The sequence below is a fragment of the Streptomyces nogalater genome (assembly GCF_039532885.1).
In the GTDB taxonomy this organism is placed as follows: Bacteria; Actinomycetota; Actinomycetes; order Streptomycetales; family Streptomycetaceae; genus Streptomyces; species Streptomyces nogalater.
On the sequence record NZ_BAAASM010000009.1, the window covers coordinates 140,117 to 164,971 of the forward strand.

At 71.6% G+C, this 24,855-nt stretch carries 27 protein-coding genes and 3 tRNA genes; 23 read left to right on the forward strand and 7 right to left on the reverse strand.

From position 1 onward, the window contains the following. Positions 1-110: 110 nt before the first annotated feature. Positions 111-788, reverse strand: coding sequence for a SanA/YdcF family protein (locus ABD350_RS08530; protein ID WP_344347199.1), 678 nt, complete (start codon positions 786-788; stop codon positions 111-113). Between the two features lie 199 nt (positions 789-987). Between ABD350_RS08530 and ABD350_RS08535 the strand changes: the two genes are divergently transcribed. The 5 genes from ABD350_RS08535 to ABD350_RS08555 all read left to right on the forward strand — a co-directional run bounded on the left by ABD350_RS08535 (position 988) and on the right by ABD350_RS08555 (position 7,845). After that, complete coding sequence (locus ABD350_RS08535; RefSeq protein WP_344347200.1) at positions 988-1,776, forward strand: sirohydrochlorin chelatase; 789 nt, start codon at positions 988-990, stop codon at positions 1,774-1,776. A gap of 113 nt (positions 1,777-1,889) precedes the next feature. Continuing rightward, positions 1,890-3,188 (forward strand): deoxyguanosinetriphosphate triphosphohydrolase, encoded by a 1,299-nt coding sequence (locus tag ABD350_RS08540; RefSeq protein ID WP_344347201.1) that lies wholly within the window; start codon positions 1,890-1,892, stop codon positions 3,186-3,188. Positions 3,189-3,292: 104 nt separating this feature from the next. Further along, on the forward strand, positions 3,293-4,558 hold the full coding sequence (locus ABD350_RS08545; protein WP_344347202.1) for an NAD(P)/FAD-dependent oxidoreductase: 1,266 nt from the start codon (positions 3,293-3,295) through the stop codon (positions 4,556-4,558). A 47-nt stretch (positions 4,559-4,605) separates the two neighbouring features. Further along, positions 4,606-6,513, forward strand: coding sequence for a DNA primase (dnaG, locus tag ABD350_RS08550; RefSeq protein ID WP_344347203.1), 1,908 nt, complete (start codon positions 4,606-4,608; stop codon positions 6,511-6,513). Positions 6,514-6,678: 165 nt separating this feature from the next. Further along, entirely contained in the window at positions 6,679-7,845 is a 1,167-nt protein-coding gene (locus ABD350_RS08555; RefSeq protein WP_344347204.1) for an RNA polymerase sigma factor, read from the forward strand. 32 nt (positions 7,846-7,877) lie between these two features. On the opposite strand, the gene ABD350_RS08560 is transcribed toward ABD350_RS08555, so the two are convergent. From ABD350_RS08560 to ABD350_RS08575, 4 genes are all read right to left on the reverse strand, one after another. After that, on the reverse strand, positions 7,878-9,803 hold the full coding sequence (locus ABD350_RS08560) for an ABC transporter ATP-binding protein (protein WP_344347206.1): 1,926 nt from the start codon (positions 9,801-9,803) through the stop codon (positions 7,878-7,880). Then, positions 9,803-11,536: an ABC transporter ATP-binding protein gene (locus ABD350_RS08565; RefSeq protein WP_344347207.1), complete on the reverse strand. Its 1,734-nt coding sequence runs from the start codon at positions 11,534-11,536 to the stop codon at positions 9,803-9,805. The genes ABD350_RS08560 and ABD350_RS08565 overlap by 1 nt, the downstream gene beginning before the upstream one ends. Before the next feature lie 150 nt (positions 11,537-11,686). Beyond that, the gene (locus ABD350_RS08570; protein ID WP_344347208.1) at positions 11,687-13,126 is read right to left on the reverse strand and encodes an FGGY family carbohydrate kinase; all 1,440 of its coding nucleotides are present in this window, start codon (positions 13,124-13,126) and stop codon (positions 11,687-11,689) included. Positions 13,127-13,186: 60 nt separating this feature from the next. Next, positions 13,187-13,480 (reverse strand): hypothetical protein, encoded by a 294-nt coding sequence (locus tag ABD350_RS08575; protein ID WP_030777052.1) that lies wholly within the window; start codon positions 13,478-13,480, stop codon positions 13,187-13,189. Positions 13,481-13,638: 158 nt separating this feature from the next. Between ABD350_RS08575 and ABD350_RS08580 the strand changes: the two genes are divergently transcribed. From ABD350_RS08580 to ABD350_RS08665, 18 genes are all read left to right on the forward strand, one after another. Then, a tRNA-Asn gene (locus tag ABD350_RS08580) sits at positions 13,639-13,711 on the forward strand. A gap of 6 nt (positions 13,712-13,717) precedes the next feature. Further along, positions 13,718-13,790, forward strand: a tRNA-Asn gene (locus ABD350_RS08585). Positions 13,791-13,967: 177 nt separating this feature from the next. After that, a tRNA-Ile gene (locus ABD350_RS08590) sits at positions 13,968-14,044 on the forward strand. Between the two features lie 1,252 nt (positions 14,045-15,296). Further along, on the forward strand, positions 15,297-15,698 hold the full coding sequence (locus ABD350_RS08595) for a hypothetical protein (protein ID WP_344347209.1): 402 nt from the start codon (positions 15,297-15,299) through the stop codon (positions 15,696-15,698). A gap of 296 nt (positions 15,699-15,994) precedes the next feature. After that, positions 15,995-16,549 (forward strand): hypothetical protein, encoded by a 555-nt coding sequence (locus ABD350_RS08600; RefSeq protein WP_344347210.1) that lies wholly within the window; start codon positions 15,995-15,997, stop codon positions 16,547-16,549. Positions 16,550-16,596: 47 nt separating this feature from the next. Next, positions 16,597-16,845: a hypothetical protein gene (locus ABD350_RS08605; protein ID WP_344347211.1), complete on the forward strand. Its 249-nt coding sequence runs from the start codon at positions 16,597-16,599 to the stop codon at positions 16,843-16,845. 245 nt (positions 16,846-17,090) lie between these two features. Then, entirely contained in the window at positions 17,091-17,528 is a 438-nt protein-coding gene (locus tag ABD350_RS08610; RefSeq protein WP_344347212.1) for a hypothetical protein, read from the forward strand. A gap of 24 nt (positions 17,529-17,552) precedes the next feature. Then, a complete protein-coding gene (locus ABD350_RS08615; RefSeq protein WP_344347213.1) occupies positions 17,553-18,431 on the forward strand; it encodes a hypothetical protein in 879 nt (292 codons plus the stop codon). Between the two features lie 74 nt (positions 18,432-18,505). Then, positions 18,506-19,063 carry a hypothetical protein gene (locus ABD350_RS08620; RefSeq protein WP_344347214.1) on the forward strand — a complete coding sequence of 186 codons (558 nt, stop codon included), beginning with the start codon at positions 18,506-18,508 and terminating at the stop codon, positions 19,061-19,063. Then, positions 19,060-19,458, forward strand: a complete 399-nt coding sequence (locus tag ABD350_RS08625) for a hypothetical protein (RefSeq protein WP_344347215.1) — start codon at positions 19,060-19,062, stop codon at positions 19,456-19,458. The genes ABD350_RS08620 and ABD350_RS08625 overlap by 4 nt, the downstream gene beginning before the upstream one ends. Before the next feature lie 18 nt (positions 19,459-19,476). Next, positions 19,477-20,007, forward strand: a complete 531-nt coding sequence (locus ABD350_RS08630) for a RusA family crossover junction endodeoxyribonuclease (protein WP_344347216.1) — start codon at positions 19,477-19,479, stop codon at positions 20,005-20,007. Next, positions 19,989-20,474, forward strand: a complete 486-nt coding sequence (locus tag ABD350_RS08635; RefSeq protein ID WP_344347217.1) for a hypothetical protein — start codon at positions 19,989-19,991, stop codon at positions 20,472-20,474. Before ABD350_RS08630 ends, ABD350_RS08635 begins: the two co-directional genes overlap by 19 nt. Then, a complete protein-coding gene (locus tag ABD350_RS08640) occupies positions 20,471-21,352 on the forward strand; it encodes a hypothetical protein (protein WP_344347218.1) in 882 nt (293 codons plus the stop codon). Before ABD350_RS08635 ends, ABD350_RS08640 begins: the two co-directional genes overlap by 4 nt. A 5-nt stretch (positions 21,353-21,357) precedes the next feature. Beyond that, positions 21,358-21,693: a hypothetical protein gene (locus ABD350_RS08645; protein ID WP_344347219.1), complete on the forward strand. Its 336-nt coding sequence runs from the start codon at positions 21,358-21,360 to the stop codon at positions 21,691-21,693. Positions 21,694-21,715: 22 nt separating this feature from the next. Continuing rightward, positions 21,716-22,216 carry a single-stranded DNA-binding protein gene (locus tag ABD350_RS08650; RefSeq protein ID WP_344347221.1) on the forward strand — a complete coding sequence of 167 codons (501 nt, stop codon included), beginning with the start codon at positions 21,716-21,718 and terminating at the stop codon, positions 22,214-22,216. 220 nt (positions 22,217-22,436) lie between these two features. Continuing rightward, on the forward strand, positions 22,437-22,640 hold the full coding sequence (locus ABD350_RS08655) for a hypothetical protein (protein WP_344347222.1): 204 nt from the start codon (positions 22,437-22,439) through the stop codon (positions 22,638-22,640). A gap of 20 nt (positions 22,641-22,660) precedes the next feature. After that, positions 22,661-23,071 carry a hypothetical protein gene (locus ABD350_RS08660; RefSeq protein ID WP_344347223.1) on the forward strand — a complete coding sequence of 137 codons (411 nt, stop codon included), beginning with the start codon at positions 22,661-22,663 and terminating at the stop codon, positions 23,069-23,071. Between the two features lie 93 nt (positions 23,072-23,164). Next, the gene (locus ABD350_RS08665; protein ID WP_344347224.1) at positions 23,165-23,761 is read left to right on the forward strand and encodes a hypothetical protein; all 597 of its coding nucleotides are present in this window, start codon (positions 23,165-23,167) and stop codon (positions 23,759-23,761) included. Between the two features lie 273 nt (positions 23,762-24,034). On the opposite strand, the gene ABD350_RS08670 is transcribed toward ABD350_RS08665, so the two are convergent. Beyond that, positions 24,035-24,457 (reverse strand): hypothetical protein, encoded by a 423-nt coding sequence (locus ABD350_RS08670; RefSeq protein ID WP_344347225.1) that lies wholly within the window; start codon positions 24,455-24,457, stop codon positions 24,035-24,037. Between the two features lie 20 nt (positions 24,458-24,477). Then, positions 24,478-24,828 carry a hypothetical protein gene (locus ABD350_RS08675; RefSeq protein WP_344347226.1) on the reverse strand — a complete coding sequence of 117 codons (351 nt, stop codon included), beginning with the start codon at positions 24,826-24,828 and terminating at the stop codon, positions 24,478-24,480. Positions 24,829-24,855 lie beyond the last annotated feature (27 nt).

Genomic DNA, 24,855 nt, shown 5'->3' on the forward strand with positions numbered 1-24,855 from the left:
GTTACGCCCCCGGGCCGCCTCCGGTTACACCCCCGGCACGGCCACCTCCCCGCGCCGTCCGGCCCACCGTGAGGACGGCGGACCGGTCGGCGGACCGGTCGGCGGGCACGTCAGCGGCCGGCGGCCAGCGCCCGCGCCACCCCCGGCTCCCGGGGCCCGAGGAACCGCGGATCCGGCCGGAACACCGCGTCCAGCGCCGCCTTGCCCGCCGCGAACAGCTCGCGCGTCCCGCCGTAGTACCAGGTCACGTCGTGTTCGGCGGCCACCCCGACGCCGTACGAGTCCACCCCCGCCGCCTGGCACAGCGCCACCGCCCGCCGGATGTGGAAGTCCTGGCTGATCAGCACCGCCCGGTCCACCCCGAAGATCCGTTTCGCCCGGACGCAGGAGTCCCAGGTGTCGAAGCCGGCGTAGTCGCCGACGATCCGCCGGTCCGGCACCCCGTGTTCCGTGAGGTGGGCGCGCATGGCGTCGGGCTCGTCGTAGTCCGCGCGGCTGTTGTCCCCGGTGACCAGGACGGCCTCGATCCGCCCCGCCCGGTACAGCTTCGCCGCCGCGTCCAGCCGGTGCGCGAGATACGGCGACGGCTTCCCGTGCCACAGCCCCGCCCCGAACACCACCGCGACCTCGGTGCGCGGCACGTCCGCCGTGGTCCGCAGCCGGTCCGCCGTGGCCAGGCGCAGCCAGGTCGCCGGCAGCAGCGCCAGCACACACCCGGCCATCACGGCCCACAGCAGCCGTCGCCGCCCGGCCCGGGTACGCGGCCATCGTGGCCGGCGAATCCTCATACGACGCCCCCCTGACCATGCCGGACCGGATCGTCCCCGGACCGGATCGTTCCCGGTCCGACCGTCCCCGACTGAGGAGGACGCCGCCGGCGCCCGTCCGGTTCGCCTCACATCCCGCCGCCGGCCGGGGTGATGGTAGGGAAAACGCCCGTGACGGTCCGGCAACGGGGGCGCAACCTGCGGGGGCCAGGATCCTGCCATGACGGCGTCGACCCCACTTCGCACCCGCGTCCGGCCGGTCCCCCCGCCGGGCAGCCGCCGCCCGGCACCGCCCGCCCTGGTCCTGGTCGCCCACGGCAGCCGCGACCCGCGGGCGCTCACCACCGTCCGGGCCCTGGAGGCACGGGTCCGCGCGCTGCGCCCCGGCCTGCCGGTCCGCCTGGGCCACATCGAGCTGAACGAGCCCCTGCTGCCCGACACCCTCGCCGCCCTCGGCGACACCCGCGCCGTCCTCGTCCCGCTGCTCCTCGGCCGGGGCTACCACGTCAAGCAGGACATCCCCGAGCTGGCCGCCCAGGCACCGGTACGCGCGAGCGTGGCCGCTCCGCTCGGCCCGCACCCGCTGCTCGCCGAGGCCCTGCACGCCCGCCTCACCGAGTCCGGCTGGCCGGCCACCCTGGACGGCGCCGCCCGCCGCACGACCGCGGTCGTCCTCGCGGCGGCGGGCTCCCGCGACCCGGACTCGGCCACCGACATCCGCCGCACGGCCCGCCTCCTGGCCGGCCGCCTGGGCGTCCCGGTCGTCCCCGCGTACGCCTCGGCGGCGACCCCGACGGTCCCGACGGCCCTGCGCGCCCTGGCGGCCGGGGGCCGGCACCGGGTGGCGGTCGCTTCCTGTTTCACGGCTCCGGGCCGCTTCGCGACGCAGTGCGCTTCCCAGGCGCCATGGATCGCCTCGGCGCCGCTGGGCGCGCACGAGACGATGGCCCGCCTGGTGCTCCACCGCTACGACCAGAGCCTGTCCACAGGGTGGGCCGAAGCCGCCTAGGGACGCGGGGCCGTATCGATGTGCGGCTGCGCCGCGTGGGCGCGACAAGCCGCAACGAACCCGCGGCCGCCCGAAAGGAGAACCAGGCAGGCGATCAGGCTTACTGTCGATCCATGGAAGGCACCGCACTCCCCACGGCATACGGCACGGCATACGACCCGGCGTACGACCCGGCGTCGGCCGAACGCTGGGCCCCCGAACCCGACAAACGCCCCGGCCGTACCGCCTTCCAGCGCGACCGCGCCCGCATCCTCCACTCCGCCGCCCTGCGCCGACTGGCCGGCAAGACGCAGGTGGTGGCCCCGGGAACCAGGAACCGGATGTGGGACGCCAGCCCGCGCACCCGTCTCACCCACTCCCTGGAATGCGCCCAGGTGGGCCGGGAACTGGGCGCGGCCCTCGGCTGTGACCCGGACCTGGTGGAGGCGGCCTGTCTCGCCCACGACCTCGGTCATCCGCCCTTCGGCCACAACGGCGAGAGCGCGCTGAACGAGTTCGCCGACGACTGCGGCGGTTTCGAGGGCAACGCCCAGTCCCTCAGGCTCCTCACCCGCATCGAGCCGAAACGGTTCACCGAGGACCGTTCCGTCGGGCTGAACCTCACCCGCGCCACCCTCGACGCCGCCACCAAGTACCCCTGGCCGCGCGGCGGGCACCCCACCGCGCCCGGGTCACCGAAGTTCGGTGTGTACGACGACGACCGCGCCGTCTTCGACTGGGTCCGGGCCCACGCCCCCGCCACCCGCACCTGCTTCGAGGCGCAGGTCATGGACTGGTCGGACGACGTGGCCTACTCGGTGCACGACGTCGAGGACGGACTGCACGCCGGCCACATCGACCCCGGCTGCCTGCACGCGGAGCCGGAACGGCGGGCGGTGTTCGAGGTGGCCGTCGGCCGCTACGTCCCCGCCGGTACCGACTTGGCCGAACTCGACGCCGCCCTGGACCGCCTCCAGGACGAGGAGTGGTGGCCGCACGGCTACGACGGCACGGCCGTCGCCCAGGCCCGGCTGAAGGACGCCACCAGCCAGCTCATCGGCCGGTTCTGCCTGGCCGCCGAGACCGCGACCCGGGCCGCGTACGGCACGGGCCGGCTCACCCGGTACGCCGCCCGGCTGGTCGTACCCCGGCAGGCCCGGATGGAGTGCGCGGTGCTCAAGGCGGTCGCGGACCGGTATGTGATGCAGCGCGCCGAGCAGGAGCGGCTGCGCGCCGACCAGCGGGTGATCGTCGCCGAGCTGGCCGAGGCGCTGACCGCCCGCGCGCCCGACGGACTGGACCCCCAGTTCCGCGCGCTGTTCGACGCGGCGGACGACGACCGGGCGCGCAAGCGGGTGATCGTCGACCAGATCGCCTCCCTCACCGACGCCTCCGCGCTGTCGCTGCACGCGAGACTGACGGGACGCGAGTGAACGGAAAGTGACCCTCCGTGGCCTGATCGGGTCACCCCCTCTTCCCGCATCACGCTGCGTGCGGGAGGCTCGCACGTGGCGGCACCCTTACGAGGAGGCATCAAGTGGTCGACGCGGATCAGACATTCGTCATCGTCGGAGGCGGTCTCGCCGGTGCGAAGGCGGCCGAGACGCTCCGGGCGGAGGGTTTCAGCGGACGGGTGATACTGATCTGCGACGAACGCGACCACCCGTACGAGCGTCCGCCGTTGTCCAAGGGCCATCTGCTCGGCAAGGCGGAGCGCGACAGCGTCTTCGTGCACGAGCCCGCCTGGTACGCGCGGCACGACGTCGAGCTGCACCTCGGCCAGACCGTGGACCGTATCGACCGTACGGCGAAGACGGTCCGCTTCGGTGACGACGGCACTCTCGTCCGCTACGACAAGCTGCTGCTGGTCACCGGCGCCGAACCGCGCCGCCTGGACATTCCCGGCACCGGCCTGGCGGGCGTCCACCACCTGCGCCGCCTCGCGCACGCCGAGCGCCTGAAGGGGGTGCTCCAGCACCTCGGCCGGGACAACGGGCACCTGGTGATCGCGGGCGCCGGCTGGATCGGGCTGGAGGTCGCGGCGGCGGCCCGGCAGTACGGCGCCGAGGTGACGGTGATCGAACCGGAGCCGACCCCGCTGCACGGCGTCCTCGGCCCGGAGCTGGGCAACGTCTTCGCCGAGCTGCACCGCGAGCACGGCGTCCGCTTCCACTTCGGGGCCAGGCTCACCGAGATCGTCGGGCAGGACGGCATGGTCCTCGCGGTCCGCACCGACGACGGCGAGGAACACCCGGCGCACGACGTCCTCGCGGCGATCGGCGCGGCACCGCGGGTGGCGCTCGCCGAGGCGGCCGGACTGGAGATCGCCGACCGGGCGCACGGCGGCGGCATCCTGGTGGACGAGCGGCTGCGCACGTCCGACCCCGACATCCACGCGGCCGGCGACGTGGCGTCCTTCCCGCTCGGCCTGTTCGGCACCCGGCTGCGGGTGGAGCACTGGGCGAACGCCCTGAACGGCGGCCCGGCCGCCGCGCGGGCCATGCTCGGCCAGGACGTCGCCTACGACCGGGTGCCGTACTTCTTCACCGACCAGTACGACCTGGGCATGGAGTACAGCGGCTGGGCACCGCCCGGGTCGTACGACGAGGTGGTGATCCGCGGCGACGCGGGCAAGCGGGAGTTCATCGCGTTCTGGGTGCGCGAGGGGCGCGTACTGGCCGGGATGAACGTGAACGTGTGGGATGTCACAGAGCACATCCAGAACCTGATCCGTTCCGGGGCCCGGGTGAACACCGAGGCCCTGTCGGACCCGCACGTGCCGCTCGCCGGGCTCGTCCCGTGACCCCCGAAGGCACCGGGAGCGCCGCCGCGCCCCCGTAGAATTCATCCGTGGCAGGACGGATCAACGACGAGGACGTGAAGGCGGTACGGGACGCGGTCCCGATCGACGCCGTGGTCTCCGAGTACCTCCAGCTGCGTAACGCGGGCGGCGGCAACCTCAAGGGCCTGTGCCCGTTCCACGACGAGAAGTCGCCGTCCTTCCAGGTCAGCCCCAGCAAGGGACTCTTCCACTGCTTCGGCTGCCAGGAGGGCGGCGACACCATCACCTTCGTGATGAAGGTGGACCACCTCTCCTTCTCGGAGGCGGTCGAGCGGCTGGCCGCGCAGGCCGGCATCACGCTGCGGTACGAGGAGGGCGGGTACAACCCGGCCCACCAGCGCGGCGAGCGGATCCGCCTGGTCGAGGCGCACAAGATCGCCGCGCAGTGGTACGCCGAGCAGCTCGCCGGCAGTGCCGAGGCCGAGGCCGGCCGGATCTTCCTCGCCGAGCGCGGCTTCGACCAGGCCGCCGCCGTGCACTTCGGGGTCGGCTACAGCCCGCAGGGCTGGGACCACCTCACCCGCTATCTGCGCGGCAAGGGCTTCACCGACAAGGAACTGATCCTCTCCGGGCTGTCCCAGGAGGGCCGCCGGGGCCCCATCGACCGCTTCCGCGGCCGGCTGATGTGGCCGATCCGGGACATCGGCGGCGAGGTCGTCGGCTTCGGCGCCCGCAAGCTGTACGAGGCGGACAACGGGCCGAAGTACCTGAACACGCCCGAGACGCCGATCTACAGGAAGAGCCAGGTGCTGTACGGCATCGACCTGGCGAAGAAGGACATCGCCAAGGCCAGCTGCGCGGTGGTGGTCGAGGGCTACACCGACGTGATGGCCTGCCACCTCGCCGGGGTGACGACGGCCATCGCGACCTGCGGTACGGCCTTCGGCGGGGAGCACATCAAGATCCTGCGGCGGCTGCTGATGGACAACGGCAGCGCCCGCGTGATCTTCACCTTCGACGGTGACGCGGCCGGGCAGAAGGCGGCGCTGCGGGCCTTCGAGGACGACCAGAAGTTCGCCGCCGAGACGTACATCGCGATCGCGCCCGACGGCATGGACCCCTGCGACCTGCGCCTGGCCAAGGGCGACGAGGCGGTGGCCGACCTGGTCGAACCGCGCACCCCGCTCTTCGAGTTCGCGCTCCGGCAGATCGTGGGCCGCTACGACCTGGACACCCCGGCCGGCCGGGCCGCCGCGCTGGACGAGGCCGCGCCCGTCGTCGCCAAGATCAAGAACAGCGGCGCGCAGCACGAGGTCGCCGTGGAGCTGGCCGGGATGCTGGGCATCCTCGACACCCAGTTCGTGGTCCGCCGGGTCGCCCAGCTGGCCCGCTGGGCCCGCGAGGGCGGCAAGGGGCCGCAGCGGTCCGACCGGCGCCGCCCGGACGAGCGGCAGTGGACCGAGGCGCCGCGCCCGGCGAACTCCGGCCCGGCACTGACCCTGCGCAACCCCGTCTACGCCGCCGAACGCGAACTGCTCAAACTCGCCCTCCAGCGGCCCGAACTGGTCTCCCCGGCGTTCGACGCGTACGGCGTGGACGAGTTCACGGCACCGCCGTACGCGGCCGTACGGCTGGCCATCGCGGAGGCGGGCGGCGCGGAGTACGGCGTGCCCGACCCGCAGGAGTACCTGGTCCGGGTGCGCGAGGCCGCGCCGGACGACACGGTCCGCTCCATGGTCACCGAGCTCGCCGTCGAGCCGATCCTGCGCCGCACGGTGGACGAGACCTACGCCGGCACGGTCCTGGTCCAGATCCGCCGCCGCGCCGTCGAACGCCGCATCCGCGACATCCAGTCCCAGCTGACCCGCCTCTCCACGGGCGGCGACCCCGCCCAACTGGCCGCCGTGCAGAACGAGATGTGGGTCCTCCAGCAGTACGACCAGGCCCTGCGGGAACGGGGCGCGGAGGCGCTGTAGGGCGCCGGAATCACCAGCACGTCACCGGACGGATGCAAAAAGTCACCGCACGCCCCTCGTGGCGGTGTTGTGTCGTACCCCACACTGGGGGCGGTGCCCGAGCCTCGGAGCGCACGCTGCCGCTGCCGCTCGGCTTCGCAGCGATCATCCTGGAGGTCGCCCCCCGTGCAGACCCGGACCCTCGCCCAGACCGACAGCACTGCCGGCGCCACCCGCACCGGCGCGGACGACCCGGACGCGGAGACCGGCGTCCTCGTGGCCGTACCCCCGCAAGGGCGGGCCGGCCTGGACCCGGATCCGGCCGCCGGGGAGGCGGCGCGGGCGGAGCAGCCGGACGGGTCGGACGGGCCGGACGAGCCGGACGAGCCGGGCGAGGCCGCGGAGGTGGAGGTCCCGGTCGTCGCGCGGGCGGAGTCCGGCGGGCCCTCGGCCGACCTGTTCCGGCAGTACCTGCGCGAGATCGGCCGTATCCCGCTGCTCACCGCCGCCGAGGAGGTGGAGCTCGCCCGCCGGGTCGAGGCCGGCCTCTTCGCGGAGGAGAAGCTGGGCACCACCCCCGACCTGGACAGCGAGCTGGCGCTCGACCTGGACCGGCTCGTCGTGATGGGCCGGATGGCCAAGCGGCGCCTCATCGAGGCGAACCTGCGGCTGGTCGTCTCCGTCGCCAAGCGGTACGTCGGCCGCGGACTGACCATGCTCGACCTCGTCCAGGAGGGCAACCTCGGTCTGATCCGGGCCGTGGAGAAGTTCGACTACGCCCGCGGCTACAAGTTCTCCACCTACGCCACCTGGTGGATCCGCCAGGCCATGTCCCGGGCGCTGGCCGACCAGGCCCGCACCATACGCGTCCCGGTGCACGTCGTGGAGCTGATCAACCGGGTCGTCCGGGTGCAGCGGCGGCTGCTCCAGGAACGCGGCTACGAGCCCACCGCGGAAGAGGTCGGCGCCCATCTCGACCTGCCGCCCGAGCGGGTCCGCGAGGTGCTGCGCCTCGCCCAGGAGCCGGTGTCGCTGCACGCCCCGGTCGGCGAGGAGGACGACGTCGCCCTCGGTGACCTCATCGAGGACGGCGACGCCGCGAGCCCGGTGGAGTCGGCCGCCTTCCTGCTGCTGCGCGAGCATTTGGACGCGGTGCTGTCCACCCTGGGGGAGCGCGAGCGGAAGGTCGTACAGCTGCGCTACGGCCTGGCCGACGGGCGTCCGCGCACGCTGGAGGAGATCGGCCGGCTGTTCGGCGTGACCCGGGAGCGGATCCGCCAGATCGAGTCCAAGACCCTGGGCAAGCTCCGCGACCACGCCTTCGCGGAGCAGCTGAGGGGCTACCTGGACTGAAGGGGCCGCCGCCCGGCGACGGCCCCCCGCGCCTAGTCCACCTCGGCCACGGCCTGCGCGAACTGCGCCTGGTACAGCCGTGCGTACGCCCCGCCGGCCGCCAACAGCTCGGTGTGCGCGCCCTGTTCGACGATCGACCCGTTCTCCATCACCAGGATGGTGTCCGCGTCCCGGATCGTCGACAGCCGGTGTGCGATCACGAACGACGTACGGCCGGACGCCAGTTTGGCCATCGCCTTCTGGATCAGCACCTCCGTGCGCGTGTCCACCGAGCTCGTCGCCTCGTCCAGCACCAGGATCACCGGGTCGGACAGGAACGCCCGCGCGATGGTGATCAGCTGCTTCTCACCGGCGCTGACGCCCGTGCCCTCGTCGTCGATCACGGTGTCGTAGCCGTCGGGCAGCGTCCGGATGAACCGGTCGGCGTGCGCGGCCCGCGCCGCCTCCTCGATCTCGCTCCGGGTGACCTCACGCGCGGCGCCGTAGGCGATGTTCTCCGCGATGGTGCCGCCGAACAGCCAGGTGTCCTGGAGCACCATGCCGATGCCGGAGCGCAGCTCGTCCCGGGTCATCGTCCGGATGTCCACCCCGTCCAGGGTGATCCGGCCGTCCGAGACGTCGTAGAACCGCATCAGAAGGTTGACCAGCGTGGTCTTGCCCGCGCCGGTCGGGCCGACGATCGCCACGGTGTGCCCCGGCTCCACCGTCAGCGACAGGTCCTCGATCAGCGGCTTGTCGGGGTCGTACCGGAACGACACGTGCTCCAGGCACACCCGCCCGAGCAGCTCGGCCGGCCGCTCGCCCGGCACCGGGTCCGCCTCCTGCTCCTGTGCGTCCAGGAGCTCGAAGATCCGCTCGGCGGAGGCCACACCGGACTGCACCAGGTTCGCCATCGACGCGACCTGCGTCAGGGGCATGGAGAACTGCCGCGAGTACTGTATGAACGCCTGCACGTCACCGATCGACAGGGCGCCGGAGGCGACCCGCAGCCCGCCGACGACCGCCACCAGCACATAGTTCAGGTTCGACACGAACATCATCAACGGCTGCATGACGCCGCTGTTGAACTGCGCCTTGAACCCGGCCTGGTACAGCGCCTCGTTCTGCTCGGCGAACTGCCTCGCCGACTCCTCCTGCCGCCCGAACACCTTCACCAGGGCGTGCCCGGTGTACATCTCCTCGATGTGGGCGTTGAGCGTGCCGGTGGAGCGCCACTGCTGCACGAAGTGCGGCTGGGAGCGCTTGCCGACCCGGGTGGCGACCACGAACGACAGCGGGACGGTTACGAGGGCCACCAGCGCCAGGATCCAGGACACCCAGAACATCATCACCAGCACACCGACGATGGTCAGCACCGAGTTGATCAGCTGGCCCATCGACTGCTGGAGGGTCTGCCCGATGTTGTCGATGTCGTTCGTCGCCCGGGACAGCACCTCGCCGCGCTGACGCTTGTCGAAGTACGACAGCGGCAGCCGCGACAGCTTGGTCTGGACATCCTCGCGCATCCGGTACATCGTGCGGTTCACGGCCCGGTTGACCAGCCGGGTCGCGACCGCCATCAGCAGTCCCGCGACCAGGAAGGTGCCGAGGGCGAGCAGCAGCACCTCTCCCACGGCCGGGAAGTCGATGCCCTTGCCGGGGGTGAAGTCGGTGCTCCTGAGCATGTCCGCGACCCGGCCCTCGCCGCGCTCGCGCATGGAGTCGAGCACCTGCTCCTTGGTGGCGCCGTGCGGCATCTCCCGGCCGATGAGGCCGGCGAACACCAGGTCGGTGGCGCGGCCGAGGATCTTCGGGCCGACCACGCTCAGGGCCACGCTGACGACCACGCACAGCAGCAGCGCGTAGATCGTCAGCCGCTCCGGCCGGAACCGGGCGACGAGCCGTTTGCCCGACCCCTTGAAGTCCAGCGAGCGCTGGTCGGGGCCGCCGCCCATCATGCGTCCCATGGGACCGGCCATCAGGCGGCCTCCGCTTCCGTCAGCTGGGAGAGCACGATCTCCCGGTAGGTCTGGTTGCCTGCCATCAGCTCGGCGTGCCGGCCGGAGCCGACCACCCGGCCCTCGTCCAGCACGATGATCCGGTCCGCGTCCCGGATGGTCGACACCCGCTGGGCCACGATCACCACGGTGGCCTCGGCGGTCTCCCGGGCCAGCGCGGCGCGCAGGGCGGCGTCGGTGGCGTAGTCGAGCGCGGAGAAGGAGTCGTCGAAGAGATAGATCTCCGGGCGCTGCACCAGCGTGCGGGCGATGGCGAGCCGCTGCCGCTGACCGCCGGAGACATTGGTGCCGCCTTGCGCGATCGGCGCGTCCAGGCCGCCCTCCAGCTTCGTCACGAAGTCCTTGGCCTGGGCGACCTCCAGCGCGTGCCACAGCTCCTCGTCGGTGGCGTCCGGATTGCCGTAGCGAAGGTTGGTGGCGACCGTGCCGGCGAACAGGTACGGCTTCTGCGGGACGAGCCCGACGGTCTTCGCGAGCAGCACCGGATCGATCTCGCGCACGTCCACGCCGCCCACCAGAACCTCGCCGTCGGTGGCGTCGAACAGCCGGGGGACGAGCCCGAGCAGCGTCGACTTGCCGCTGCCGGTGGAGCCGATCACGGCCGTGGTCTCGCCGGGCCGGGCCGTCAGGCCGATGGACTTCAGCACCGGCTCCTCGGCGCCCGGATAGCGGAAGCCCGCGCCCCGTATCTCCAGGTGCCCGTGGGAGCGCAGCCCGGTGACGCCGGCCGCCGGCGGGACCACGCTGGAGGCGGTGTCCAGCACCTCCTGGATGCGCTCGGCGCAGACCTCGGCGCGCGGCACCATCATGAACATGAAGGTGGCCATCATCACGGACATGACGATCTGCATCAGATAGGCGAGGAACGCGGTGAGGTCGCCGATGGCCATCCCGCCGCTGTCGATGCGGTGCGCGCCGAACCACACCACCGCGATGGACGACAGGTTCACCACCGTCATCACGATCGGGAACATCAGGGCCAGCAGCCGGCCGGTGGCCAGCTGCATCTCGGTCAGCTCCGCGTTGGCCCGGCCGAACCGCTGCTGCTCGTAGGAGTCCCGCACGAAGGCGCGGATCACCCGGTTGCCGGTGATCTGCTCGCGCAGCACCCGGTTGACCGTGTCCAGCCGGTCCTGCATCGACCGGAACAGCGGGCGCAGCCGGCGCACGATCAGGGTCACACAGACGCCGAGCACCGGCACGACCGCGATCAGCACGGCGGACAGCGGCACGTCCAGGCCGAGCGCCAGCACGATGCCGCCCACGCACATGATGGGCGCCGACACCATCAGGGTGAACGTCATCAGGACCAGCATCTGGACCTGCTGGACGTCGTTCGTCGTACGGGTGATGAGGGAGGGCGCCCCGAAGTGACCCACCTCACGTGCGGAGAAGGACTGCACCCGGTCGAAGACGGCACCGCGCACGTCCCGGCCGAGCGCCGAGGCGGTCCGGGCGCCGTAGTACACGGCTCCGATGTTGCACACGACCTGAGCCAGCGAGATGCCGATCATCAGGGCGCCGAAGGACAGGATGTAGCCCGTGTCGCCCTTCACGACACCGTTGTCGATGATGTCGGCGTTGAGGGTGGGCAGGTAGAGGGTCGCGCAGGTCTGGAGGAACTGGAACGCCACCAGCAGGGTGATGGGTTTCTTGTAGGGCCTGAGATAGGTCCGTAGAAGTCGTATGAGCACGCTACGTCTCTCGGAGTCGGCGACAGGGGCTGGTCGGTTGCCCTTGGCCCCTATCGTCGGACACTCCACCCGCGTTACCTCAACCGATTAACCCGAAGGTTTGCCCCTACTGGCCCGGGGTTTCGCGGAGTCGAGACCTGTTGTGCCCTCTTATGCGTGAAATGCCCCCGGGTGGGTCTGCTCCCGCACCGCGGTGAACTGCTGCCGCACCGCCTGTCCCACGGCCAGTTCCTCACCCGGCTCCAGCACCTGCGCCGCCGCGCCCTGCCAGGCCGGCGGGGTCCGCGGATCGAGGGCGCCCTGCGACACCCCGAGCGCCCAGGCCGCCTGCCGGGCCGCACCGATCGCCGCGTAGTCCGCCGGCTGCGGTACGACGACCTGCGCGCCGAACAGCGACGGCGCCGACGCCTGCACGGCGGGCAGCTCGGCGGCGGCGCCCAGCAGGAAGATCCGGCGCACCTCCACGCCCCGCCCGCGCAGCACGTCCAGCGCGTCCGCCAGCCCGCACAGCATGCCCTCGAAGGCGGCCCGCGCCAGGTGCTCGGGCCGCATCGACTCGCGCCGCAGCCCCGCGAGGGTGCCCGCGGTGTGCGGCAGGTTCGGCGTCCGCTCGCCCTCCAGGTACGGCAGCAGCACCAGCCCGTGCGCCCCCGGCGTGGACTTCATCGCCAGCTCGGACAGGCTCTCCAGGTCCGGCAGGCCGAGCAGTTCGGCGGTGCCGCGCAGGGCGCGTACGGCGTTCAGGGTGGTGACCACCGGCAGGTGCATGCCGGTGGCGTCGGCGAGCGAGGTGATCATCCCGGAGTGGTCGGCGAGCGCCTCCGGGTGCACGGCCATCACCGAACCGGAGGCCCCGAGCGACACCACCACGTCCCCGAGGCCCAGGCCCAGCCCGAACGCGGCGGCCATGGTCTCCCCGGTGCCGGCCGAGATCAGCAGCCCCTCCGGGGTGGTGCCGGCCGCCTCGGCGGGGCCGATCACCTCCGGCAGCACCGCCTGGTGGCCGAGCGCCAGCTCGACCAGGTCGGGACGGTAGGCGCCGGTGGCCGCCGACCAGTACCCGGTGCCGGAGGCCCCGCCGCGGTCGGTGGTGCGCCGCAGGGGCCGTCCGAGCAGCTGCCAGACCAGCCAGTCGTGGGCCTGGAGCAGAACGGCGACGCGCTGCGCGTTCTCCGGCTCGTTCTTCGCCAGCCAGCGCAGCTTGGTGACCGGCTGGGCGGCCCCCGGCACACAGCCGACCGCCTGCGCCCAGGCCTCCCGGCCGCCGAGCGCGTCCACCAGGTCGGCGGCGGCGACCTGCGCGCGCTTGTCGCCGCCGACCAGGGCCGGGCGGACGGTGTTGCCCTGGGCGTCCAGCGGGACCACGGCGTTCTGCTGCGCCGAGACCCCGATGGCCTGCACCCCCTCCAGCAGACCGCCGCCGGCCGCCTCACCGAGGGAGAGCAGCCAGGCCTGCGGGTCGATGTCGCTGGGCCGGCCCTCCACCGGGTGCGGGGCGTACCCCTGTCGTAGTACGGCACCGGTGTCCGTGTCGCAGACCACGATGCGTGTGAACTCCGGTGAGCTGTCCAAGCCGGCGACTATCCCCATGCGGAGAATTTTGCCGTACCGCCGCGCCCGGCTTCGGCCGAGGGGCCCGAGGGCGGAACGTCAGGTGGTGCTGGTGCCCCAGTCGTCCTCGCGGGTGCCGTGGCCGTTGCGCTCCCGGAGCGAGCGGACCCGGTGGGCCACCGACTCGGGGATGCGGTCGCCGACCGTGTGGAAGGCCTTGCCGGCGTAGACGCGGCCCTGCTGGGCGGCGGTCTCGGCGGTGTTGCGGACCGCGGGGTTCTGCGCGATCTGCCGGGCCGACTTCTTCAACTGTTCGTAGCGCTCGCGTCCGGCCTTGGTGCCGAGTACGTAACCGAGGGCCAGACCGGCGAGGAACGTGAGCCGGTAGCGCATGGCTGCCACCCTTCCCGTGCGTAGGTATCTGGTGCGGCGCTGGCGCCGAGGGTACCGATTGGCGGAGCACCCCCCTGCTTGCGCTAATGTATGTGTCGCAGCGAGCGGCCGCCCCCTGGCGAATACCCAGGTAGGTACGTTCGATGCAAACGAGGCGATCCTCCGTAGCTCAATTGGCAGAGCAGCCGGCTGTTAACCGGCAGGTTACTGGTTCGAGTCCAGTCGGGGGAGCTTCGGTCCTCCGTAGCTCAATTGGCAGAGCAGCCGGCTGTTAACCGGCAGGTTACTGGTTCGAGTCCAGTCGGGGGAGCGCTGAACGAGGACCCCTCAGGGGTCCTTTTTCATGTCCCCGGGAACCGCGGCGCCCGCGCCGCTGTCCTCAAGGTCATGAGCAGCGGCGTGGAAGCCGACCATCCGAGGCAGGAGATCGTATGAGCGGCTATGCTGCGGCAGACGGCGCGCACACTTGTACGCGACACGCCGCTATGGGGCGGTAGCTCAGCCGGTTAGAGCAGCGGACTCATAATCCGTCGGCCGTGGGTTCGAGTCCCACCCGCCCCACCACAGCAGGATGACGCAGGAACGTTCTGACCTGCATAGTTGCCGTCTCGGCGGCAGTCTTCGATGCGTCCAACTGGCCGTCCAAGATCATTAGCTCGGCCAATGCTCGGCCGAGATGTCAGATCGGGTTTTCCTCCCTGCCTGCCGGCGATGCAGGCCGCGCGCGGCGCGGGGGCGCCCGCTCGGCCCCCTGCGCACCTGTCACCCCGACAGCGGGGCAGCCGCGTTGAGCCGTCCTTGATCGGCAGGCGCCCTCCGAGAGGCGCGAAGCGGGCGGGAGTGTCGATAGCGACCGGCACGGTTTGTAGGACCCGACCGGCACGGCTTGTTGCAGGGCGACCGGCACGGCTTGTCGTACACCGAAGGCCCCGGTTTGTTGTACGAATCAGAGACCCTCTTCACGGACCCCTCTCAGTTCGGTGGGTTGATGTCCGTTCGTAAGGCCGAGGTAGTAGGTGGCGCGGGCGATGTGGTTGCCGTCCCGCCGGAGGCGCGGTTGTAGGCGCGCGAGGGCCGCGGCCTACGGCCGGACCGATCAAGACCAAGCCGCATCGTGAGGGCATCGCCCGGACGCCGGACACCCCGATGGCTGGCGGGCCGGTCGACGGCACCGCGTGACACGTTGGTCGACGTCTCGGCCGGGCCGCACGGACCGACAGCCAACGTTGACTCCGTCGACCTCACCGGTACGATCAGGCGTGGGTGTAACGGCAACGTCTGCACCCAAGACCTCGTCACCGGGCTCCTACCCCGGTTTCACGGTCTTCCGCGATACATCAGTGAGCCCGGCCGCCTAGATACCGGTCGGGCTTTCTGCTGCCCGGGCCATGCGACGCGCTCGTTCCGCTCTCCGTCAGGAGAGGTGCTGCACCGCGATGGTGACGAGTCGCGCCAGCACCGGTGACTCGACGCTCGTCCCGGTCGGCCGCCCGGAAGCGGGGGCTACCTTTTGCCGCGAGACCTGTCTACAATCACCCGCATGCCGGGACCATGTTCCCGGCTTCCCGATGAGGCTCGCCGCCTTCAGCGCGCTTGTGATCATGTCGGCAAAATTGGACATGAGTGGGTGAGGGCGGTTGCTTTGTGGCTGATTGTCGACGGTATCGTGGGCAGCCATGCGTTACGGAGCGGTTAGGCATTCCCCGAAACGGTGGCGGTGGGCGTAGCCGTCTGCCACCCTGCCGGTAGATGTATCGGCGTGAGGGCCCGCCTACACGCGATGATCGCAAGCCACTCAGCATGGAGAGAGACACGCATGCCAGCGACGGCACACCAGCCGGAGTCCGACGGCGATAGCCTCGCCCCGGTCGTCTCCCTTGCCGGCCGCCGCGGCGCGCAGCCGGGCACGGCCGACCCGGCCGCCCTTCCAGGGGCGACGGTGGAGGGCCAACTTGCGGCCGAGGCTGTTCGGCACTGGACGGGCGTCTTCAGGAACGCCGGCCTCGATCTCGGCGACGAGGCGACGGTTGCGACCGTGTCCGTGGTGGCGAAGGAGTTGGAGCGCCTGACGAGCGGTCTCCTCGTCCTTCGTGAAGGCCAGGGGCATCTCCCGCCGGACCCTGACGCTGGCGTCGACTTCACGTCGGCCGTGCAGATGACGGGCTTGTTCCGTGATCTGGTGCACGCCGCCGAGGAGGCCGCCAAGGCTAAGCGCTGACGTTCGCCGGTTATCGCCGGCGTCACCGCCCGACAACCCCCCAACCCGTCAAAAACGGGCAATGCGGGAAGGGTTGTACGGGCGGTTCTGTTTTTTCCGGAGGTGCATGCCAAAATCGTGCATGCGTTCGGTAAAGGCTTCGCGATGTCTCTCGTGTGCCTTCACCCAACCTCCAAACCTTCCACCGCGCCTGGCAAGATGCTGGGCGCTGGCCGCAACCGGAAGATCACTTTCCGTCTTCCTGCCTAGTCGGGCGGCCGTTGCTGCGCACATCACCGAACGCATGGGGGCGTCACATGAGTAACCAGGAGTCCACGCGTCAGCGCTCCGCCCTCACCTACGCCGTTGCCGCCGACCCGCACTGGTCGAGAGCCGGCGCGACCCGGCTTGCCGGCGCGCTCGCGCTACCCGAGCGACGAGCGACCCGCACACATGCCGGTACGCCCTACAACTTGGGCGTGTACGACCTGGCCCTCGATCTCGACCGGGCCCTCGCAGACTTCACGCGCCGGCACGGGGGCGAAGTCCCCGCCGGCCGTACCGCGGTCGCCGACTATGCCGCCCAACTCGCCGAGACGAGCGACGAAGCCAGGCTCGACTACGCCCAACTCCGCCTGGTTCATGACCTGCGGGCCGCGCTCACCATCGGCGACGCGGACGGGATCCTCGGCAAACTGGCGTGCCCCGCGTGCATGGCCTGGTCCCTCGTCGGGACCCGGACGTCGACCGACGACTGGGCCGCCACCTGCCGCGTCGTCCGCTGCGCGATCGCACCCGGCGTCCCGCGGGTGTTCACCCTCGCCGAGGTCGTCCAGCACCACATCACCCACCGCGACGTCGCCGCCGCCTGACCCCACCGGAACCGAAGTTGCCCGCCCTGCCAGCACAACCGGGCTGCGTGACCGCCGCCTTCTTCAAGCGGTACCCGCCCGACCTGATCACCTGGAACGAAGCCGAAGCCGTGGTTGCCACGAGCCCGTACCCGATGAGCGCCCGCGACCTGCGCCGCAAGTACACGGCCGCCGACCGCCCGACGTACAAGGTGTACGGCCGGCGCGGTGAGCATGTCAGCCGATCCGTGCTCCTCGAGTTCCATCGCGACCTGGCCCGCGGCTGGCTCGCCGCGAACGGCCGGCGCACCGCGTAACCCCACCCGAAGGCCCCGCCCCCGACACCCGGGGGGCGGGGCCTTCGGCATGCCTGGGGGTGCCCACCGGGCACGCCCTGGGAAATCTCCCCACTCTCTATTGCGCGCGCAATAGAAACGCCTTAGCTTGGTCACTGCCGAACCGGGCCCACCCCCAAGCAGGCCGGGCGGAGCGGTCGAGCCCCGACATCCCGCCCGCCCGGCCGCACCACCCAAGACCACATCCGCCAACGGGAGAACTCGCCATGCCCGCACCCGACACGACACCCACCTGGTTCATGGTGCAGAGCGCCCTCGAAATGGCCGACGACATCGAGCGCTTCGGACTCTGGTCCGGCGGCCTGAACTTCGTCGACCCGACCAGCGAGCGCCTCGACGTTCCCGCCGCCGCCTACAAAGCGACGACCGGCTCCCTGCCGTTCGTCTTCGCCATCCCGGACCGCGAGGCCGCCGACACCGCCCGCGCCTACATCGAGCGCGTACCGGCCGTCATGGACACCCTGCGCGCCCTCGCCGCCTACTTGGCGACCATCCGGCCCGACGCCGACTGGACCGACGACCCGATCGAGCGCCTGTCGGCCTGGCCCGACCTGCTCGGCGTCGACCCCGCCGACATCCCGCAGACCCTGCGCGACTTCGCGCACTCCCTCACGACCGCCGCACCCGCGTCGGCCGCCGCGTAACACCACCGAAGGAGCACACCCGCAATGACCACTGCCGTCGTCCACTCGACCCGCCCGGCCGCCGACCCGTTCACCCACCCGAAGCTCGTTGCTGCGCCGGCCGTCGTCGACGTGAAGGCCGAGTTCGTCGTCATCACCCCCGACGTCGCCCGGGACATGCTGCGCCGCAACACCCACAACCGGCCGATCCGGCAGAACCGCGTCAACGCCAACGTGCGCATGATGCTCGCCGGCCAGTGGGACGTGAACGGTGAGGCGGTCAAGATCGCCCACGACGGCACGATCCTGGACGGCCAGCACCGCCTCCTCGCCGTCGTGAAGTCGGGCGTCACCATCACCACCCTCGTCGTCACCGGCCTGCCCCTGAAGGCGCAGGACACGATGGACGGCGGCGCCAAGCGGACCGCCGGCGACGTCTTCGCCCTCCGCGGCGAGCACAACTCCGCGATCCTCGCCTCCGTCGCCCGCAAGGTCTGGCTCTGGGACAACGGCGACAAGCGGTTCTCCGCGGGCGAGAGCGCCACAACCCCCGAACTCAACGCCCTCCTCGACGCGAACCCCAGCCTGCGCCGCTCCGCCGAGATAGCAGTCCGCGTGTACCACTCCTTCCGCTACATTCCGCCCTCCGTCGTCGGCGCGGCCCACCACCTCACCTCACGCATCGCCGCCGACGAGGCCGTCTGGTTCTTCCAGCGCCTGGGCGACGGCGCCGAACTCCCCCTCCGTCACCCGGTTCTGACCCTCCGCAACCGGGTCATGACCGACAAGGACGCGAAGCGCGACGTCAGCGACGGTCGGCACATGGCCCAGGTGCTCACCGCGTGGAACGCCGTCCGCGACGGCAAGACGTCGCTTGCCGCCATCAAGATCGCCGCCGACGCCCCGGCCGTCGACCCCAAGTAACTCTCGCCCCGCGTACGGGCCGCCGCCCCTCGACCGGCGGCGGCCCGGCCCCGACACCTTCCAGGAGCCAGATCATGCAGAACTTCAAGCAGCAGATCCTCGAGGAAGCCGTTCTCACCGTTCTCAGCGCGCAGGTGGCCGACACCCTCAAGAAGCACCGTGTCGGCACGCAGACGACGCTCGAGGACTTCGACCTGGAGAAGGTCGCCGTACGTCTCCCGAACGGCATCAAGGTCGCCAGCATCTCCGCCGTCAACCCCGACCCGAAGCCCGAGGTCGACGACGAGGACGCGTTCACCGAGTTCGTCGCCGAGCACGCCCCCGACGAGGTCATCACCCGCACGGTCATCGTCACCGAGGTCCGGCCGGCGTACCGCGAGCAGCTCCTCCAGGCCATGGCCAAGCGTGGCGCCGCCGAGGTCGTCAGCAGCGACGGCGGCGAGATCCTTGAGGTGCCCGGCGTCGTCATGAAGGAGGGCACCCGGACGCACTCGGTGCGGTTCGAGGGCGGGGACGCCGGCAGGAAGGCCGTCGCCGCGGCGTGGGCCGCCGGCGAACTCCGCCACCTCACCGGCCTCCGCGCCCTCACCGCCGGTGACGCTGACAGCGGCCAGGGCGGGGCGGAGCAGTGACCACCGACGGCTCGGCCTCGGAGAGGCCGGGCCCGACGCCGGCGGAGGAGGGGCGCGCTCGCGCCTACCTCTACGGCATCGCCTACGGCTTCGGGATCCTCTTCGACGACTGGACCGGCCGCGGTGATGGCACCGCAACGACGACCGACGCCGAGGGCGCGACGCTGATCTACACCGGCGACGAGATGCACCCGTTCGACGCCGTCATCCCGTGCACGCGACACCGCCGGCACCGGACCGGCGTCACCTGGCCCGCCGACCTCAACAAGGCCCGCGACGACACGGCCGCTTGTAGCGCCTTCGCGCGGGCCACGGTGCCGCCCGTGATACGCCGGCCGGCCCCCCTGTGGCTCATCACCCGCGCCGGCGCGGACCGCCACAAGACCACATCCTGACCCGCCCCGGAGAACCCCGTGTCCGTCCCCCTGCACCCCGACATCAGCGACCTGCCGGCCCCCGAGTTCTCCCTCGTCGTCTACGGCGTCCCCGGCCCGCAGGGCAGCAAGAAGCCCACCGGCCGGTACCGCCGGTCGAAGAAGGGCAACCTCGTTCCGATCCTCGTCGAGTCGTCGGCGAAGGTGAAGCCCTGGCGCGACGCCGTGAAGGACGCCGCGGAGCGGCTCGTAGTACGGCGCCCCGGTTTCGTGAAGCTCGACGGCCCCCTTGTCGGGGAGATGCACTTCACGCTGCCGGCGCCCGCGCGGATGCCGAAGGACCGCGTTGCTCACACCGTCTACCCCGACCTCTCCAAGCTCCTCCGCAGCACGGAGGACGCGCTGACCCAGGCCGGCGCCTGGGCCGACGACGCCCGCGTCATCCGCTACCGCGACCTGTCGAAGACGTACCCGCAGCTTGGGCTGCACGCCCTCGACCAGCCAGGCGCCGTCATCCACGTCTGGCGCGACCAGCCGGGCCTCATCCCCGTGTGGGCCCCGGCATCGTGACCGCCCGCCGGATCGTCCGGACCGCGCCCGTCACCCCGGGCGCGGTCCCTGCGGAAGTCGTCTGGGCGTTCCGCGACCGCCGGCACCGCGTCGGCGACCACCGCATCTGGCAGGGCACCGCCGACAAGGGCACCACCCCGGTCCTCTACGTCGACGACGTCCGGTACCCGGCACGCCACGTCGCCTGGGTCCTGCACCACGACACCGAGCCGGTCGGTCTCATCAAGGCCGGCTGCGGCGCCCGGCTGTGCGTTCACGGCCCCCACCTCACCGACGACATCAGCCGGCAGCGTGAACGCCTCCTCTACGCCGCGCTGCACGGCGTCACCCTCGCCGGCCCCTGCCCCGCCGGCACACATGACCTCGCCGAGCACGGCTACGTCCGCCCGAGCGGCGCCATTGAGTGCCGCGGCTGCGACAACGCCCGCCGGCGCACCAAGTCCTTGGAAGGAGCACGAGCAACATGACGACCGCCGTCGCCGTCCCGGCCGTCCCCGTCACGCGGATGGTGCGCAGCCTCACCGCCGCCGTGCACGTCCGCGCCCTGCGATACGTCGGCGTCACCGACCGCGAGATCACCGTCCACGCCCGCCTCATCAACCCTGCCCAGTTGCGCCGGGCGTTCCGCGGGGAGCCGATCGGCTGGGACGTCGAACGCCGCATCCTCTCCCTGCCCATCCCGCGGGAAGCCCGGCTGTACGACACGACGTCGCCCCTCGGCGCCCGCCGCCGGCTCCGCGCCCTGCACACCCTCGGCTGGCCGTACCGGGACCTCGCCGCGGCCCTCGGCTGGCCCATGCACAAGGTCGGCAACTTCCTCGACGAGCAGCATGAGCAGGCCGTCCCGGTCATCGAGCACCTCGCCGTGTGCGCCCTCTACGACCAACGCTGGACGTGGGCCCCCGAGGAACACGGCATCCCCGCCGATGAGGCCGAGCAGGCTCGCCTGGCCGCCAAGATCGGGCAGTGCGCGTCACCCCTCGCCTGGGACGACGATGCGCTCGACGACCCGCGGGCCCGCCCGCGCACCGGGCCCGCGAACAAGGGCGACTTCGGCGCCGCCGACCCCGCCGCCGCGCTCCGCCGCCTCGCCGGCGACCAGGTCCTCATGTCCGGCCGGACCCGCACCCTCGCCATCGCCTACGCCGCCCGGTACCTCGACATGCCCTGGGACATCATGGCCGAACGCCTCGACATGGACGAGGAATCGCTGCGCCGCACCTGGGAGCGGATCAAGGTCCGCGTACGCACCGAGGCCGGTGGCGCCCGTACCTGGGTTGACGAGCCCCGCTTCACCGACCCGGACTACATCGCCGCGGCGAACCGGCAGCGGGCCGCGGCATGACGCCGGTGACCGCCAGCGACGAGGACATCAGCTGCCGCACGAAGGTCCCGTACGCCTCACACGCCGAGGCGAAACGGCGCTGGAAGCGCCTCCGTCGGCAGCCCGGCCGGCACCGCCTTGTGATCTACGAGTGCCGGTACTGCCCCAACTACCACATCGGGAACCCGTTCGGTCACCAGACGTACCGGCGCCCCGGGGCCCCGTACACCACCGGCCGCACGACTGCGGCCACCCCGCCCCGCCGCCGCGCCCCGGCCACCACGACCGATGACACCGCGGCCCCTACGCCCGACTACGACCCGGACGCCCCCTACCTCACCGACCGCGACCCCGCGGCCTGAACACACCTGGAGCGCACACGCCATGGCTGGCGAAACGATCATCACCGTCATCGGGAATCTCGTCGACGACCCCGAACTCCGCTTCACCCCTTCCGCGGTCGCGGTCGCCAAGTTCCGCATCGCGTCGACCCCGCGCACCTTCGCCCGGCAGACCAACGAGTGGAAGGACGGCGAGTCGCTGTTCCTCACCTGCTCCGTGTGGCGGCACGCAGCGGAGAACGTCGCCGAATCCCTCCAGCGCGGCATGCGCGTCATCGTCCAGGGCCGCCTCAAGCAGCGGTCGTACGAGGACAACGAGGGCATCAAGCGCACCGTGTACGAACTGGACGTCGAGGAGGTCGGCCCGTCCCTCCGGAACGCCACCGCCCGCGTCGAGCGGGTACGCCGGAACAACCAGGGCTACGGCGGCGGCCAGGCGCAGGGCGGCGGCTGGAACAGCGACCAGCAGCAGTCGGCCGCCGGCGGCGCCTGGAACGACCAGGCCCAGGGCGGCAGCAACTACGACGACGAACCCCCGTTCTAATGCCCGGCGCGTACGACCACGAGGCCGGCTGCGACACCGGCCGGCCCCGGTGCGGGAAGCCCGCCCGCTTCTACGCCGGCGGCTGGCGCTGCGACGAACACCGCCCCCGCACCTACCGATACACCGCTCCGACGAAGGAGCCCACGCAGTGAGGGCCTTCTACCGCGGATACTACGACCGCTCCGGCCGCCGAGCCGGCCAAGTCCGCCGCCTGCACATCATGCGAGAAGACGGCAAGTACGCCGGCCGACAGGCGTACTGCGGCGTGCACGGTTGGAGAGTCGTCGACTCGTCGGCCGTCATCCTCGACCCGATGCCCACCGAACCGCCCGCCGGCCTCGCCTGGTGCGGCGCCTGCGTCGGCCGAGCAGCGGAACACGCCGGCCTCCTCACTCTCTGGGCCGCCCAGCTCGCCACCACCTGAACCCGCCAGGACCCGCCCTCATGCCCAACCCCAAGACGCCCACCCCCGACCAGATCAAGAACCTCATCGAGCGCGCCGTGCGCAAGGGAGGGCTCACCCTGGACGAGGGGGAGCGGCTCCGTACCGGCCTCCACCGTGCCACCCGCCGCCCGGGCCGGGCCCTCGAGGCCGAGGAACTCCACCGACGCAACGCCGCGCTGGAGCGGTCGGTGCGGTACTGGAAGAGCAAGGCCCGCGCCGTCGAGACCACCCGGCAGGCGGAGCGGACTCCGGGGCCGCCCGCCGAACGACCGCCGGCCCCACCGGCCGGCGACGACCCCGACGCCCTACGCCGCGTCATCGCCCTCGCCCAGCGCTGGATGCACATACCCGCCAAGCGAAAGGCCGCCGCATCCATATTCGCCGTGATCCGCAACAAGGACGACGCATGACAAAGCCCCCGCTGCCCACCGCCCAGTTCGACGGCCTCCGGCCCAGCGCCGCCCCGCCCCGGCCAGCCGACGGCGACCATCCGAGGAGCACCGATGCGTAACCAGCCGACCCGCGCAGAGGAGTGCCCGGCCGGTGTCCACTCCATCTTCGACCCGTGCCCCGGCGACTGCGGGAAGCTCCTCGAACCCACCGAGGAGGAACGCGCGGCCGGGCTGCGCTACCACGCGACCATCACGACCCCGCCGCCGGACCCGGGCCCGGAGATCGCGGCGAACATCCGACGCCTCCTCGCCGATACCACCCGGCACGGCCGGCGCCCTCGAGGACTCGCCGACGACCAAGCGCGGCATGAGCGCCGCAACCGATACGCCGGCATCATCCGTGACCGCATCAAGGAACTCACCTGGCCGCCGACCACCCCGGGCGGACCCCCACGGTTCGGGGCGAACGAGTACGACCTGGCCGACGCCGTCCTCGACGAACGCGACGACGAACTCGAACAGCTCCGCACCGAACTGGCCCGGCACCGGCGCGCCATAGCCTTGGTGACCCGCTTCAACCAGCTCGCCGTCGACAACGGCCGCCCCACCCCCGGCGCCGCCGAACACGCCCGCGACACCCTCGACATTCTCCGTACCGGCCTGAACGGTCCGCAACCGCCATCTACGACCCCGGACGGCACCCGGTGACCGTGGAGCCCGGAGACCTCGTGATAGCGGCCCTCGCATGTGCTGGGGCCGCTCTCGTATGCCTCGTCGGCCTCATCGTCACCGGCACCCCCGCACTCATCCGAACCATCCGCGACGCCTGGCACCGACACTGCCGCATCACCCCGTAGCTACACCTGTAGCGACACGACACCCGATGGTCATGAGGGTCCGGCCGTTCGCCGCAGGTCATGACGCTTCACGCGCGTAAGCCCCCGAGCATCGTCGCTCGGGGGCCTTCACGTGTTTCCGGGGTCAGTTGTCGGTGGGCGGCCGGAATCGGGCGCAGGCGCACACGGTGCATCCGTCGGGCTCGCGGTGCCAGTTCAGGGGGTGGGTGCAGGTGCCGTCGGCGCAGGGCGTGGCGAGGGGCAGCGCGGCCGGCCGACGGGTCTGGTGGTAGACCTCGGTCGCGGTGTGCCCGTTGACGGTGAGCCCGGGGGCGAGGCGCTTGGCCAGGGCGAGGGCGTCCTCGTGGTCGGCGAAGTGGTACGCCGTGGACTGGCTGAACGCTTCACTGCCGTCGGGATCGAAGTACACGTGACCGTCGTGTACGACCCAGCCGTGGGGCTTCAGTTCGACCTGGAGAGCGTACGCCTTGTGGTTGACGTCGTTGGCGGGGAGGACGGACACGGTGAAGCGGGTGAGGCTGACGATGACGTCGGGTGTCTGAGGCATGGTCTCTTCTCGGGGGCGGGTTAGTTGGTGAGTCCGGCGCACTTGAGGGTCCGGAGGATGGCGGTGGCGAGGTCGTCGGACTCGAATGTCTCGATGTCGACCTCGTTGAAGAACTGCTCGATGGTGTCGCTGAGGGCTTCCACCGTTGCCTCGTCGTCCGGGCTGGGGAGCGGCGTGCCGTCGATGGCTACGGGCTTCCAGTCGTCGGACAGGTCGATGTGGGTCTCGCACCCGTTGCACACGGTTGGGAAGTCGATGCCCTGGTCTTCGGCGGCCTCCTGGATTGCGGCGCGGTCGGTGAGGCCGTGGGGAAGGTCGACGTCGCGGGTGGCGGTGGCGGGGGCCTGGAAGAGGATGCGGTGTGTGGTCATGGGGTGCCTTTCAGGTGTGCGGTGGAT

Coding starts and splice junctions, on each gene's coding strand:
- ABD350_RS08530 (WP_344347199.1), bottom strand. CDS start 788: ATGAGGATTCGCCGGCCACGATGGCCGCGTACCCGGGCCGGGCGGCGA.
- ABD350_RS08535 (WP_344347200.1), top strand. CDS start 988: ATGACGGCGTCGACCCCACTTCGCACCCGCGTCCGGCCGGTCCCCCCG.
- ABD350_RS08540 (WP_344347201.1), top strand. CDS start 1,890: ATGGAAGGCACCGCACTCCCCACGGCATACGGCACGGCATACGACCCG.
- ABD350_RS08560 (WP_344347206.1), bottom strand. CDS start 9,803: ATGGCCGGTCCCATGGGACGCATGATGGGCGGCGGCCCCGACCAGCGC.
- ABD350_RS08570 (WP_344347208.1), bottom strand. CDS start 13,126: ATGGGGATAGTCGCCGGCTTGGACAGCTCACCGGAGTTCACACGCATC.
- ABD350_RS08575 (WP_030777052.1), bottom strand. CDS start 13,480: ATGCGCTACCGGCTCACGTTCCTCGCCGGTCTGGCCCTCGGTTACGTA.
- ABD350_RS08595 (WP_344347209.1), top strand. CDS start 15,297: ATGCCAGCGACGGCACACCAGCCGGAGTCCGACGGCGATAGCCTCGCC.
- ABD350_RS08600 (WP_344347210.1), top strand. CDS start 15,995: ATGAGTAACCAGGAGTCCACGCGTCAGCGCTCCGCCCTCACCTACGCC.
- ABD350_RS08610 (WP_344347212.1), top strand. CDS start 17,091: ATGCCCGCACCCGACACGACACCCACCTGGTTCATGGTGCAGAGCGCC.
- ABD350_RS08615 (WP_344347213.1), top strand. CDS start 17,553: ATGACCACTGCCGTCGTCCACTCGACCCGCCCGGCCGCCGACCCGTTC.
- ABD350_RS08620 (WP_344347214.1), top strand. CDS start 18,506: ATGCAGAACTTCAAGCAGCAGATCCTCGAGGAAGCCGTTCTCACCGTT.
- ABD350_RS08640 (WP_344347218.1), top strand. CDS start 20,471: ATGACGACCGCCGTCGCCGTCCCGGCCGTCCCCGTCACGCGGATGGTG.
- ABD350_RS08650 (WP_344347221.1), top strand. CDS start 21,716: ATGGCTGGCGAAACGATCATCACCGTCATCGGGAATCTCGTCGACGAC.
- ABD350_RS08655 (WP_344347222.1), top strand. CDS start 22,437: ATGCGAGAAGACGGCAAGTACGCCGGCCGACAGGCGTACTGCGGCGTG.
- ABD350_RS08660 (WP_344347223.1), top strand. CDS start 22,661: ATGCCCAACCCCAAGACGCCCACCCCCGACCAGATCAAGAACCTCATC.
- ABD350_RS08665 (WP_344347224.1), top strand. CDS start 23,165: ATGCGTAACCAGCCGACCCGCGCAGAGGAGTGCCCGGCCGGTGTCCAC.
- ABD350_RS08670 (WP_344347225.1), bottom strand. CDS start 24,457: ATGCCTCAGACACCCGACGTCATCGTCAGCCTCACCCGCTTCACCGTG.
- ABD350_RS08675 (WP_344347226.1), bottom strand. CDS start 24,828: ATGACCACACACCGCATCCTCTTCCAGGCCCCCGCCACCGCCACCCGC.